8 protein-coding genes are annotated in these 14365 nt (G+C 38.6%); 1 reads left to right on the top strand and 7 read right to left on the bottom strand.

The window, feature by feature from the left end:
* Positions 1 to 70: 70 nt before the first annotated feature.
* A complete protein-coding gene (locus tag I5J82_RS06960; protein ID WP_198767221.1) occupies positions 71 to 1549 on the bottom strand; it encodes a glutamate synthase subunit beta in 1479 nt (492 codons plus the stop codon).
* Between the two features lie 25 nt (positions 1550 to 1574).
* Complete coding sequence (gene gltB / locus I5J82_RS06955; protein ID WP_198767220.1) at positions 1575 to 6131, bottom strand: glutamate synthase large subunit; 4557 nt, start codon at positions 6129 to 6131, stop codon at positions 1575 to 1577.
* Between the two features lie 138 nt (positions 6132 to 6269).
* On the opposite strand from gltB, the gene gltC reads away from it, so the two are divergent.
* Positions 6270 to 7172 (top strand): glutamate biosynthesis transcriptional regulator GltC, encoded by a 903-nt coding sequence (gene gltC / locus I5J82_RS06950; protein WP_198767219.1) that lies wholly within the window; start codon positions 6270 to 6272, stop codon positions 7170 to 7172.
* A gap of 119 nt (positions 7173 to 7291) precedes the next feature.
* Here gltC and I5J82_RS06945 read toward each other — a convergent pair whose 3' ends face one another.
* From I5J82_RS06945 to I5J82_RS06925, 5 genes are all read right to left on the bottom strand, one after another.
* Positions 7292 to 8551, bottom strand: a complete 1260-nt coding sequence (locus I5J82_RS06945; RefSeq protein WP_198767218.1) for an L-lactate MFS transporter — start codon at positions 8549 to 8551, stop codon at positions 7292 to 7294.
* 22 nt (positions 8552 to 8573) lie between these two features.
* Positions 8574 to 9119: a helical membrane plugin domain-containing protein gene (locus I5J82_RS06940; RefSeq protein WP_198767217.1), complete on the bottom strand. Its 546-nt coding sequence runs from the start codon at positions 9117 to 9119 to the stop codon at positions 8574 to 8576.
* Positions 9112 to 12096, bottom strand: coding sequence for a formate dehydrogenase subunit alpha (fdhF, locus tag I5J82_RS06935; RefSeq protein WP_198767216.1), 2985 nt, complete (start codon positions 12094 to 12096; stop codon positions 9112 to 9114). The genes I5J82_RS06940 and fdhF overlap by 8 nt, the downstream gene beginning before the upstream one ends.
* 115 nt (positions 12097 to 12211) lie before the next feature.
* Positions 12212 to 12952: a CBS domain-containing protein gene (locus I5J82_RS06930; protein WP_198767215.1), complete on the bottom strand. Its 741-nt coding sequence runs from the start codon at positions 12950 to 12952 to the stop codon at positions 12212 to 12214.
* Between the two features lie 133 nt (positions 12953 to 13085).
* Positions 13086 to 14291: a GTP-binding protein gene (locus I5J82_RS06925; protein ID WP_198767214.1), complete on the bottom strand. Its 1206-nt coding sequence runs from the start codon at positions 14289 to 14291 to the stop codon at positions 13086 to 13088.
* Between the last annotated feature and the right edge of the window lie 74 nt (positions 14292 to 14365).

Raw genomic sequence — 14365 nt, 5'->3', positions numbered from 1 at the left:
CCTAAGCCTTATTTTATCATATATATAAAGCTTTTGGCTTTTGGAGTTTATTGTAGCATGGAAAAAAGCCTTAAGGCAAAACCGTACTTCCCATCAACGATAGATCAACTTGACGTGCACAATCACGTCCTTCTTGAATCGCCCAAACGATTAAACTTTGACCGCGCCTAGAGTCACCTGCTGCAAATACTCCATCTACATTTGTTCTATAATCACCATGTTTAGCATTGACTTTGTTGTGTTTGATTTCCACGCCAAATTCTTTTAAGACTGGCAGTTCTGTCCCTTCAAAACCAATAGCGATGAAAACAAGATCTGCTGGCCAGATCTTCTCAGATCCCGGAATTTCTTCAAAAACCATATTCCCGGCATCATCAGATGTTCGTTTCATTTGAATCGTGTGAAGTTCTTTTAGACGACCGCTTTCATCTGATACTATTTTTTTTGTTTGGACAGAATACTCTCTTGGATCATGACCATATTGAGCAGTTGCTTCTTCATAAGCATAATCCATTGTAAAAATGTTAGGTTGCTCTGGCCACATGTTTGCATCACTGCGCACATCGGGAAGTTTAGGATGCTTACCAAATTGAACGACACTCTTACACTTTTGCCTCAGAGCCGTAGCTACACAGTCAGCACCCGTGTCGCCACCGCCGATTACGATTATATTCTTACCTTCTGCATCAATAAGTGGCTCAGAAACTTCGATATTTAATAATCTCTTCGTTGCCTGGGTTAAATAGCTCATAGCAAAATGAACACCTTCAGCTTCTCTTCCTTGAAGAGTTAAATCTCTTTGTTTCTGTGCACCTGTACAGAGAATTATAGAATCATACTCATTCTTTAGTTCTTCAGAGGTAATATCTTTTCCCACCTCAGTGTTAAGAATGAAATCAATGCCCTCTTGTCTTAATAATTTGATTCGTCTCTCCACCACATCTTTATCCAATTTCATATTAGGAATTCCATACGTTAACAAACCACCAGCTTTATCTGCTCTTTCATAAACTGTAACAGAATGACCCGCTTGGTTTAGCTGATCTGCTGCGGCAAGTCCAGCTGGTCCTGATCCAACGATAGCAACCTTTTTCCCTGTTCTTTTTTCTGGAATTCTAGGTTGAATCCAGCCGTTTTCAAAGCCTTTATCAATGATTGCTTTTTCTATATTCTTTATCGTTACAGCAGGTCCAGCTAACTCAACTGTACATGAGCCTTCACAAGGAGCAGGACAAACCCTTCCTGTGAATTCTGGAAAATTGTTTGTTTTCATTAAACGATCAAGTGCTTCTTTCCATTTTCCGCGATAAACCAAATCATTCCACTCAGGTATCAGATTATTAATAGGGCAGCCTGCAGCAGCCCCATTAATCTCAAAACCGATATGACAAAAAGGTGTACCACAATCCATACATCTTGCGCCTTGCCTTTTTAACATATCTTCAGGTTGTTTTTCGGTATATTCTTTCCAATCTTTAAGACGTTGGAGAGGCTTTCTCTCTATTGTTTCTTCTCTTGGGTATTCCAAAAATCCGGTTGGTTTGCCCATTTAAAATCTCTCCTCTCATCTCGATTTATTTCAGAATTAATTTTGTCGGCCCAGGTCTACCACTTGCTTTTGATGGGCTAGATCCAGCTTCAAAAGCGTTCATGATCGCTTCATCTTCTGTATAACCCGCTTTTTTCTCTTCTTCTATTTTCTTAATCATCTCTTTATAGTCATGTGGAATGACTTTCACAAAGTGCGACTGTTCCACTTTCCAGTTTTGTAATATTGCAGAGGCTTTTTTACTCTGAGTGTATGAAAAATGATTAATAATCATCTGCTTAACTCTTTCTGTTTCTTCAGAATCCATTAATCTCTCAAACTCAATACCTTCTTTGTTACATAACTGTTTTAATAAAAGAGGCTGATGGGTGTAGATATAGGCGATTCCTCCACTCATACCTGCTCCAAAGTTCTTGCCAACATTTCCTAAAACAACCACTCGACCGCCGGTCATGTACTCACAACCATGATCGCCAATGCCTTCGACAACAATGTTAGCCCCACTGTTTCTAACTGCGAATCTTTCACCAGCCAAGCCGTTAATGTATGCTTCGCCACTCGTTGCGCCATAAAAAGCAACATTACCAAGAATGACATTATCATCAGCTAAATATTCTGCTGATTTAGGAGGTGCGACAATTAATTTACCCCCTGATAATCCTTTTCCAAAATAGTCATTGCTGTCTCCGTTCAGATAAAGCGTCATGCCACGTGGCACGAATGCTCCAAAGCTTTGTCCAGCAGACCCAGAAAAATTAAGAGTTACGGTATCTTCAGAAAGCCCTTCTTCGCCAAATCGTTTCGTTATTTCACTACCAGCAATCGTACCTGCTACACGGTTCGTGTTTTTAATCGGTAGGTTGAGTGAAACAGTCTTCTTCATTTCTAAAGCTGCCTTTAGCTTCGGTAAAATCTCATTCATATCGAGTGATTGATCGATCTTATGATTTTGAGAAGTCTGTTTCGTACGAACACCGTCTACTTGATAAAGAAGCTTTGATAAGTCAAGATGCTTCGCTTTCCAGTGGTTTTTTGCACGATCACCAACTGTTAAAACGTCAGTGCGCCCGACCATTTCCTCCATCGTATGGAAACCGAGTTGAGCCATGATCTCACGAATTTCTTCAGCCACAAATCTCATATAGTTGACCACATGATCAGGGTCACCCATATATTTTTTTCTTAATTCAGGATTCTGTGTAGCTACACCGACAGGACATGTATCAAGATGACAAGCACGCATCATGACACAACCTAATACAACGAGAGGCGCTGTAGCAAAACCATATTCCTCAGCACCTAACAACGCAGCAAGCACAACATCTTTACCTGTCATCAGCTTCCCGTCTGTCTCTAGCGTTACGCGTTCACGAAGACCATTTAGCATCAACGTTTGGTGTGTTTCAGCAAGACCTAACTCCCAAGGAAGTCCAGTATGTTTGATACTTGTTTTTGGTGAAGCTCCTGTTCCACCATCATAACCACTGATTACGATTACATCAGCTGCGCCTTTTGCGACACCGGCAGCAATCGTTCCAACACCGGATTTCGCAACAAGCTTAACGCTAATTCTTGCTTCACGGTTTGCGTTTTTCAGGTCATGAATCAGTTGCGCCATATCTTCGATTGAATAAATATCATGATGCGGTGGTGGAGAGATTAATCCTACACCTGGAGTTGATCCACGAACATCTGCTACCCAAGGATATACCTTATTACCAGGCAACTGCCCACCTTCACCTGGTTTGGCTCCTTGTGCCATCTTAATCTGCAGTTCATCTGCATTTACTAGATAGTGGCTTTTTACACCGAATCTGCCTGAAGCAACTTGCTTAATGCTGCTTCTTCGGTTATTGCCAAGTTCATCTGGAATAAATCGAGCAGGATCTTCTCCGCCTTCACCACTATTGCTCTTTCCACCTAAACGGTTCATTGCGATAGCAAGTGATTCATGCGCTTCTTGACTAAGAGAGCCAAAAGACATCGCGCCTGTTTTAAAGCGCTTTACAATCTCTTCTACAGGTTCAACTTTATCAAGTGGTATTGCGGTTGTTTCAGGGGCAAATAAGAATAAATTTCTTAAGAAAGTCGTTCTCTCGTCATCCGCCAGTTTTGAGAACGTTTTAAAAAGTGAATAATCATTCTTACGACAAGCCCATTGGAGCGTATGAATCGTTTTTGGATTAAAAGCATGATGTTCACCAGTATTTCTCCATTGAAAATCACTTCCTGAATCTAATGTCTCATCAATGGTCTCTTTAAAGCCTTGCTGATGTCTCAAAATAGCCTCTTTTTCAATCTCAGCTAACGTGATTCCATCAATTTGAGAAGCTGTGGCTGGAAAATATTGATCGATTACTTCTTTACCGATTCCAACTGCTTCAAAAATTTGAGCCCCTCGATAACTTTGAACCGTTGAGATTCCCATTTTTGACATTACTTTAACAATGCCGTCCGTTATTCCTTGTTTATACGTTTTAATCGTCTTTGATAACGATAGGTTAATATGCTCATCTTCAATCGCTTCTTCAAATGTCTTATACGTCAAATATGGATAGATAGCATCTGCACCGTATCCAATGAGCGCTGCAAAATGATGAACTTCTCTAACTTCACCTGATTCAACGATCAAACTTACTTTGGTCCGAAGTCCTTCTTTTACAAGGTGATGATGTAGAGAACTAACAGCAAGTAAGACCGGAATAGGAATATTTAACTCATTCATTTCTCTGTCTGACAAAATTAATAAAGTTGCTCCACCTTGTATACCTTCTTCTGCACTTCTAAACAATGCTTTTAAACCGAGTTCTAAATCTTCCGAAAATAAAATCTGCAGAACTGCCGTTTTAAATTCATAAATCATGTTATCTGTAATTTGATTAAACTCATTTGTTGTTAACACAGGAGAATTCAATTGAATTCTCTTAGCGTTCTGCGGTCCAGGATGCAAAAGATTTCCTTCAGCTCCAAGCAGCGTCATCGTAGACGTGACAATCTTCTCACGAATGGCATCGATTGGTGGATTGGTAACTTGCGCGAATAGCTGTTTAAAATAATTGAATAATGATTGAGGATTATCAGACAAAACAGCTAAAGGTGTATCATTACCCATAGACCCAATCGGGTCTTTTCCTTCTGTAATAACAGGTATTAAATATTTGTGAATGTCTTCATACGTGTATCCGAACGCTTTTTGTTTACTCCTTATATTTTCTACGATGATTCCCGGCTCTTCGCCATCTTCATCTAATTGATGAAGTCCATTGGTAAGCCATAGTTCGTATGGTTCTTTACTCGACATTTCTGTTTTGATCTCATTGTCCGTGATGATTCTGCCTTCTTCTAGATCAATTAAAAGCATTCTCCCAGGACTTAAACGCTCTTTGTACAGAACATTCTCTTCTTCAACTTCAATAACTCCTACCTCTGAAGAGAAGATAATGTAATCGTCTTTCGTTACATAATATCGAGCCGGACGAAGACCGTTTCGATCGAGTATCGCTCCAATTTGTTTTCCGTCTGTAAAAGAGATGGCTGTCGGCCCATCCCATGGCTCCATTAAACAACTATGATACTCGTAAAAAGCCTTTCTCTCTTCTTCAAGATGAGGGTTCTCACTCCATGGTTCTGGGATAAGCATCATTGCTGTATGTGAAGGTTTTCTTCCAGCAAGTACAAAAAATTCAAAGGCTTGATCAAGGATAGAAGAATCGCTTCCATCTGCATCAAGAATAGGAAGCAGCTTTTCGATATCTTCTCCGAATGCTTCAGAAACGAACTGCTTCTCACGTGCTTTCATCCAATTCATGTTGCCTTGTAAAGTATTGATTTCTCCATTGTGAATAATGTACCGATTCGGATGAGCGCGTTCCCATGTTGGAAACGTATTTGTGCTAAAACGGGAATGCACTAAAGCGAATGGAGACACAAAATCCTTATCTTGTAGATCATAGTAAAAGGCATCTACTTGTTCTGGGGTTAACAAACCTTTATATACAATTGTTTGTGAAGATAAACTAGCAAAATATGTTTGAAGTCCCTCTTTCCTTGCCCAATGCTCTGCTTGCTTTCTGATTACAAATAGTTTTCTCTCAAAAGCTAAATCTTCAGAAATAATATCATTGCAAGCGATAAAGACTTGTTTAATTAGAGGGCAGGTTTCTTGAGCCTTTTTACCAATCGTTTTGACGTCAACAGGTACCGTTCTCCAGCCTATAAGTTTTTGTCCTTCTTGGTTAATAAATTGATTAATTTGTTTTTCTAATTTCTGCTGAGCTGTTGTATCATTGGGGAAAAAGATCATCCCTACCCCATAACGTCCTTTTTCAGGCAGATCAAAAGCAGTAACCTTTTTAAAAAAATCATGCGGTATCTTTGTCATTAAGCCTGCTCCATCCCCCGTTAAAGGATCACTTCCTTGTCCTCCACGGTGATCAAGCTGGCATAGCATATGAAGTCCTTTTTCAACAATCTCATGGGTAGCATGCCCTTTTAAATGAGCATATAGACCAATTCCACAAGCGTCATGTTCGTTCTTTGGATTATATAAACCTTGTGGTTCCGGAAATTGACTAAAGGTCATTTTGAACTCCCCCTTAAGTTTTTCAATTGAAATATTCGAAACTTTCTTTCATTTAGTTTAGGTTTTATAATTAATCGAAACAATATATAATTTAGATTAAAATGATCTCAAATTGAGAATGATTGGTTGTGACAAGGCATGGAAATCAGACAGTTACAGTATTTTATTGAAGTTGCAGAACGAGAACACGTTTCAGAAGCAGCGATTGCTTTGCATGTTGCACAATCAGCAGTCAGTCGTCAGATTGCAAATTTAGAATCTGAACTTGGTGTAGAATTGTTTGAAAGAGAAGGGCGGAATATTAAGCTCTCTCCTGTTGGAAAACTGTTCTTAATACATGCAAAAACAGCTATGAAAGCAATCGATCATGCAAAAAAACAAATTGATGAATACTTAGATCCAGAAAGAGGAACGATCAAGATTGGATTTCCTACCAGTCTCGCAGGACATCTATTACCGACTGTCGTTTCAGCTTTTAAACGGGAGCATCCGAATATAGCCTTTCACTTAAGGCAAGGTTCTTATCGGTTTCTTACTGAAAGCGTCAAGAGCGGTGATATTGATCTCGCTTTTCTAGGACCAGTACCTACGAATGATCCTGATTTAGAAGGACATATTCTATTTACTGAAAAGATTTCTGCACTATTACCTGAACAACATCAGTTAGCAGAAAAAAGAAGCTTATTATTGAGCGATTTAAGAAATGATGAATTCGTGCTATTCCCGGATGGGTATATTTTACGAGATGTTGTAGTGAATGCTTGTAAAGAATCAGGCTTTGTTCCTAAGATAGCATGTGAAGGTGAGGATCTGGATGCGATAAAAGGTCTAGTGACAGCAGGTATGGGTGTTACCCTTTTACCCGATAGTTCTTTTTATGAAACGAAGCCACGTTTTACAGTTAAAATACCGATTGAAATACCAGATGTAAAACGTACGGTGGGAATCATCACCCCTCGTAGTCGTGAACTAGCTCCTGCTGAACAGGTTTTCTTTGAATTTGTGATTAAGTTCTTTTCAGTTTTGGAGCAATATCAATAGATTTATGCGATTTCTAGAAGTTAAGAAATGAAGCCATATTTCTTTTGATAAATAGAAAAGTTATCAGAAAAAGCTTGGCAAAAGTGCCAAGCTTTTTTTTGAATCTTATTCTTTTAGGCTTAACTTGCAACATGAGATTGACTGTTTTCATTTCTGACGTTTCTAATATTGATGCGTATAAGCAGCGAGATGGCAAGTGCTACAACAAATGCACCTGTAAAGATATACAGGGTCAAGGAATAACTGTTGGTTGATTCTCTTATCCATGAAACAACTAATGGACCCACTAGTCCAGCGGCAGCCCACGCAGTTAGAATATACCCATGAATAGCTCCAAGTTGCTTCGTTCCGAATAGATCTCCAATATATGCTGGTATCGAAGCAAAACCACCACCATAACAAGTTAGGATTAAATAGAGAAGCAGCTGAAAGAAAATGGCATTCGTAACATTCGGTAAAAGTACGAATGCCACCGTTTGTATCGCGAAAAACGTAGTGTATACATTTGGACGACCGATATAATCTGAAATCGACGCCCAACCGATTCTGCCAAACCCGTTAAACAATCCCATAATTCCAACCATTGTAGCTGCTGAAGCAGCGCTTAGACTTGCAATATCTTGTGCCATTGGAGATGCTACAGAAATAATGGCGATACCGCATGTAACATTTATGAATAACATTGCCCATAACGCCCAAAAACGAATCGTCTTAACCGCTTCATTAGCAGTTAATTGAGCAAGATCTTTTGAGTTATTTTCTTTTTTCTTACTTTTTTCGTTCATACTTTGTGGCTGCCAATTCTTTGGAGGTGGTGAAAGATATAATGAAGAGAATAACATGATTGTAAAATAAACAGCACCTAATACGTAAAAGGTATTCGATATACCTATAACTGCTATCAACCTTGCAATTACCGGACTAGCAATAAGTGAGGCGAATCCAAACCCCATTATAGCAAGACCTGTTGCTAACCCTCTTCTATCTGGAAACCATTTTACAAGAGAAGAAACAGGCGTAATATAGCCAATGCCAAGTCCGATTCCACCTAAAGCACCATAAAAAAAGTAAAGCAGATAAATAGAACTTATTTGATCAGCAAAACCTGAACCTAACAAACCGGCACCAAAACAAACTGATGCTATGATGCCAGATTTGCGAGGTCCATACCGTTCAACAAAATGCCCCATAAATGCAGCGGATAAACCTAGAAACAAGATTGCGATACTAAATGTTAAAGAGATTTCACTTAGCCCCCAATTGTGTTCTTCCCGAAGCGGATTTGTGAATACACTCCATGAGTATACAGACCCGATCGAAATGTGAATACCTACAGCAGCTGCAGCAATCAACCAGCGGTTTTTCACTTTTTTAACCATTCGTTTTACTCCTCTACTGTTTTTACTCTAAGGTTTTCTCCTTGCTCTGATTTACCCGTTTTTGAGGTGTAGCTCCTGTTGTTTTTTCATAGTGTTCTGTTTCTTGGCCCATGCCTTTTAAGAACTGCATGAGTATTGTTACTGCTTTATTAATCTCTGGATCTTTTAACGAACGTACTAAATCGAAGTAACTCGTTTTTTCTTCTGTATCTTTGTATTCCGCCACTCGGGCGATACCTGCATCTATTTTTAATAAAAAAGGTTCAAGTTGTTTGACATTAATCATACCTAAAGTCCCTAGGAGCAAGAGAAGATTTTTTAGTGTGTTTGTGTTCTCAGGCTTGTCCATCGCTTTTACAGCAATATCCATTACCTTATCACCTTGTCCGAACAAGCCATTTAAAAGAGGGAGAATTCCTTTTTCGTTCATATGGTTCATGATCTCAAGTGTTTGAAGAATAGCAGTCTTATTCTTTATAAGTGCATCTTCTACTTCACGGAGATCATTAGAACGTTTTTCCTCTCTTGTTATCGTTTGTTTTTGAACGTTTTTAATCGCTTTAGCCATGTTGATTTCGCTCCTTTTTCACAGCATCGCCTGGAAAGATATAATCCTTTCTCGCCCACTTCTTCTCTACGTTAACTCCTACTTGAGGTTGTGGATTTCCGTACCTGAAGTTTGTTCTTGGCAATGGATTCACACCTTCCTCCATTAAGATCTCAAGTTTTGCACTTGTCTCTTTGTATGCAGGTGTATCCGTATCTTTATCTGAATAACTGCTAGTAAGTAGATTTATAGCCGCTTCCCCGCTATCGTTCATGGGTAGATAAACTTCTTTACCTTTTACACGATTCGTTATTAAGCAATGTACTTTCACACTTCCATAAGGCGATGATAATCTTACTAGCGTACCGTCCTTTAGGCCGCGTTCCTTGGCTAGTTCAGGTGAGATCTCTAGAAAAGTGTTTGGTGTCTTTGAAGTAATCCCTTCTGACTGATAGGTCATATTCCCTTCATGAAAGTGTTCTAATAGCCTTCCGTTATTTACATGAATATCATATTCTTCACCGAATTCTACCGGTTCTGTCCAATTTACAGGAAATAAACGAGCTTTCTTATCTTCGAAAGGAAATCCATCTTTGAAAAGTATAGGTGTATCTGTTCCGTCCTCAGCCACTGGCCATTGAAGGCTTTTGTATCCTTCTAACCTTTCATAGGATACACCGGCAAATAATGGCGCTAGTTGTGCAGCTTCTTCCATAATGTCACTAGGATGTTTGTAATCCCATCCAGCTCCAAGTCGATTTGCGATATCACGAATAATCTCCCAATCTGGTTTAGAATCTCCTAGTGGTTCAAGTACCTGATACAATCGTTGTATTCTTCTCTCCGTGTTTGTAAAAGTACCTTCTTTTTCGAGACTTGGGCTTGCTGGTAAAACAACGTCAGCGAACTGAGCCGTTCTTGTAAGAAATAAATCTTGAACAACAAAAAATTCTAGTTTCTCATAAGCTGCGTGAACATGGTTTATATTTGAGTCAACGATTCCCATGTCTTCACCTTTTAAATACATCGCTTTTACATGGCCATCATGGATGCCTTGTACCATTTCATGATTATTAAGACCAGGTTCTTCTGGTATCTTCACACCCCATGCTTTTTCATACTTTTCTCTTACCTTGATGTCTGCGACTTTCTCATATGATGGTAAACGATCTGGCATGCTACCGAAGTCACTGGCTCCTTGAACATTGTTATGTCCCCGTAAAGGGTAAGAGCCTACACCTTCGCGTCCATAATTTCCTGTTACTAAAAGTAAGTTGGATATGGCCGTACTCGTATCACTTCCTCCCATATGTTGAGTGACGCCCATTGCCCAGAGAACACAGACACTTTTTGATTGTGAGATTGTTTTTGCTAATTGGATGAGGGTATCTTGAGAAAGTCCTGTTACTTTTTCAGCGTAATCTAATGTGAACTTTTCAAGGTTTTCTGTAAAAGTATCTAATCCATTCACATGCTTTTGTAAAAAATCATGATCTGCCAATCCTTTGTCTAAAATATATTTCGTTACTGCAGACAGCCACACGAGATCCGAACCAGCCCGTGGCTGAATGAATAGGTCTGCACGCTCAGCCATCTCATGTTTTCGAAGATCTGCCACAATTAGTTTTTGGTTGTGTAGTTTATGTGATCGCTTAACACGCGTAGCTAAAACGGGGTGAGATTCTGATGTGTTTGAGCCGATTACGATAACAAGTTCTGATTTTTCAATATCCTTTATCGATCCTGAATCACCCCCATGTCCTACAGTACGAAATAATCCCATTGTGGCTGGTGTTTGACAATAGCGTGAACAGTTATCAATATTATTAGTTCCAATAACACCACGTGCTAATTTTTGCATCAAATAAGATTCTTCATTTGTGCACTTAGATGAGCTAATAAACGTCAGGGCTTGCGCACCATTCTTTTCTTTGATCTCAGTAAATTTAGAAGCGATTAAGTTGTAAGCTTCGTCCCAAGAGGCTTCTCTAAACACATCACCTTCACGGATTAAAGGTTTGGTTAACCGTTCTTCAGTGTTAACAAAATCCCAACCAAACTTCCCTTTAATACATGTTGAAATTCCGTTTGCAGGTGCATCAATCTGCGGATCCACTTTTAGAATTTCTCTGCCTTTTGTCCAAACATCAAAGCTGCAACCTACGCCGCAGTATGTGCAAACGGTCTTTGTTTTCTTAATTCTTTGTTCTCTCATCGCAGCTTCCATATCTGATATAGCCAGAATGGAGCCGTATCCGGTCTCAACACCTTTCGTGATCTCAATCATCGGACGAAGTGTCTCTCGATTGATCCCAGTCATATAACCCGTTTCACCCTCCATCCCTTTTTCCATCATGGCATTACACGGACAAACAGTAGAACAGTGCCCACATGATACACATGAAGATTCATTGATCGGAACATCTTTATCCCAAATCACTCTTGGGCGCTCTCTTTCCCAATCGATCGTGAGTGTCTCTGTTACTTGAACATCTTGGCATGCTTCTACACATCGCCCACACAATATGCATTGATCAGGATCGTATCTATAAAATGGGTTAGAGTTATCTACTTCATAAGGTTTATGTTCAAACGGGATACTCTGATGATTGATCTTCATTTCTTTAACCGTGTTATGTACTTCACAACCACCATTGTTATAATCACAAACCGTACAATACAACTCATGATTAAATAGAATTCTATCCATTCCAATAATTTGAGCTTCTCGTACCTCATCGGAATTTGTATCAATGTTATCTCCGTTATTAACTGTCGTGGAACATGCTCTCACAAATTCTCCATTCACTTTAACGATACAAGTATCGCATGTTTCAATCGGTCCTAAGCTCGGATGATAGCAAACATGAGGGACTTGTTCTGGTGAACCATCTAGCAAATTCAAAACGGTTTCTCCACTACTAACTCTAGTTTCTAATCCGTTTATTCTAATCGTTAAATCTTTCAAATGACCTTCACCCTTTCTGAAAACAAACATACAAAACATTCTGACATCTCAAACACCCGTTTCCCTAAACCTTATTTCCTTAAACAAATGGCATATAACTCATGTTTTATAAACAAAAAGACACTCTACTTGAGTGCCTAAAGGTCTAGTTGTCTAAATCAATCTCAATAAGATCATAAGAAGTAAAAATTCCTAATGGTTTTTCGTTCTCACTTCCATTTAATGTGATGATGATCGCCTCAAGCTTTTTTCCTTCTTTATGAATGTTTTCGAAGATTTCCTCTGCTTTAAAAATACTTGAAGTTTTTGAAATAAATGCTACCAGTTGTTTTTGTTCATTGTCTGCAATATCTGATATTCTTGCATTATTAAGATCGATCACTTGATCAGCAAGCCTGTCAGTCAACCAATTCAATAAGTATGTAGCCGTTAGAAGCCAAAGGTACTCTCCTTTTTCGTTATAGATAGGAAAACGTGAATACGATGTTTTTCGAATACAGCTTAAAACATCTTCCAACCGGTCACTTTCTTTAAAATGATGTACCTTTTTGGTTGCAATGTTAAGCGCTGTTTCAGGTTTCATGAAATAACCCGCTATTTTTTCTATTCTCTCTACGATCTCTAGATGAGGTTCAGCAATGTAAAAATCATGATCTACCTTCTCATGAACAATAGCATTTCTTAGTTTTGCAAACTGACCGAGCTCATTATAAAAAGATCGGATAAGTGAATGCTTTTTCATTCCTGTTTCCACTAGGTTTTTAAACCGATCATCTTTCGTATCTTTTACTTTGTCGATTAAGCATTTGTGAATCTGATTAAAAGCAATTTCAAAGCGTTCAGAAAGACTATTTTCTGTATTAGATTTGATATGAGTGACGGTCATGATCAATCTCTCCTTCTCTCTTGCAATACTCTTTAAGTACCCAATTTTTTAACAACTTCAAACTAAAACTTCTACTGAGTTTAATGATTTTAAGCAAATAAAAACGAACCCAAAATGGATTCGTTTGTAAAAATTATTCACTTTCAGGGAATCGAGGTAACGGGTCGTTAAACTTACCCCAATCTTCGTTATTCATTTCAGAGTCAGTTAATAAGCAATGATCTAACTGTTCTAACAGTTGTTCTTTGTTATAATCAATTCCTATAAACACTAGTTCGGTAATTCGATCTCCGAATTCATCATCCCAATTTGGATTTTGACTCTTTTCTTCCTCTATAATTTCTTCTTGTTCTTCTTTTGGAAGAGCTGCCACCCATTGACCTGCCGGCTGGAAGATAATACTCGTACCTGCTTGACTTAACAAAATTACCCAATCGTTTCGAGATGCTACCCAAATAAATCCTTTTGCTCGAACAATTTCTGCTGGCCAATTCTCTAAAAAAGCAAATAGTCTTGCTGGGTGAAAAGGTCTTTTCTTTCGGTATACAAAAGAAGAAATTCCGTACTCATCTGTTTCTGGAATATGTTCTGTTTCAAGTTCTTTCATCCATCCCGCAGATTCACTTGCCTTCTCAAAATCAAAAAGACCTGTTGAGAGAATATCCTTTGGATTTATTTTACCGAATTTTGTTTCAATCAGTTTTGCTTGTGGTTGTAATTTTTTCAATACTCTTTTGAGTTCTTCACGGTCCTCTTTCTCCAATAAATCACATTTATTTAAAACTAAAACATCACAAAATTCTATCTGATCAATGATCAGGTCGACTACTTCTCTCGTATCGGTCTCATCTAATGCTGCTTGTCGATCTAATAAACTTTCTCCGGATGCAAAATCGTTCCAGAATCGATTTCCATCAACTACTGTTACCATCGTATCCAACTTGCATAAAGAAGCAAGATCAACACCTGATTCTTCATCTAGATAAGTGAAAGTTTGTGCTACTGGAATCGGCTCACTTATGCCCGTTGATTCTATAAGAATATAATCAATATCACCGTTTTTTACGATTCTTTCTACTTCTATCAGCAGATCCTCTCTTAGGGTGCAGCAAATACAGCCATTTGTCATTTCAACGAGTTTTTCTTCTGTTCTAGATAACTGCGTCTCATTTTTTATTAATGCAGCATCAATATTAATCTCACTCATGTCATTAACGATTACAGCTACCTTTAAACCGTCTCGATTTGATAAGACATGATTCATTAACGTGGTTTTACCTGCACCTAAAAATCCACTCAACACGGTTACTGGTACTCGTTTTGTCAGTGTATGTAACATGTTTTAAAACCCCTTCTTAAATCGTAATGATTACGATTAATATCGTAAATCACGTTCTAACTCAAGTCAAGACT

This window comes from Fictibacillus halophilus, assembly GCF_016401385.1.
Lineage (GTDB): Bacteria > Bacillota > Bacilli > Bacillales > Fictibacillaceae > Fictibacillus > Fictibacillus halophilus.
Note: the sequence above shows the minus strand (reverse complement) of the source record. Positions and strands in the feature narration are given on the sequence as shown.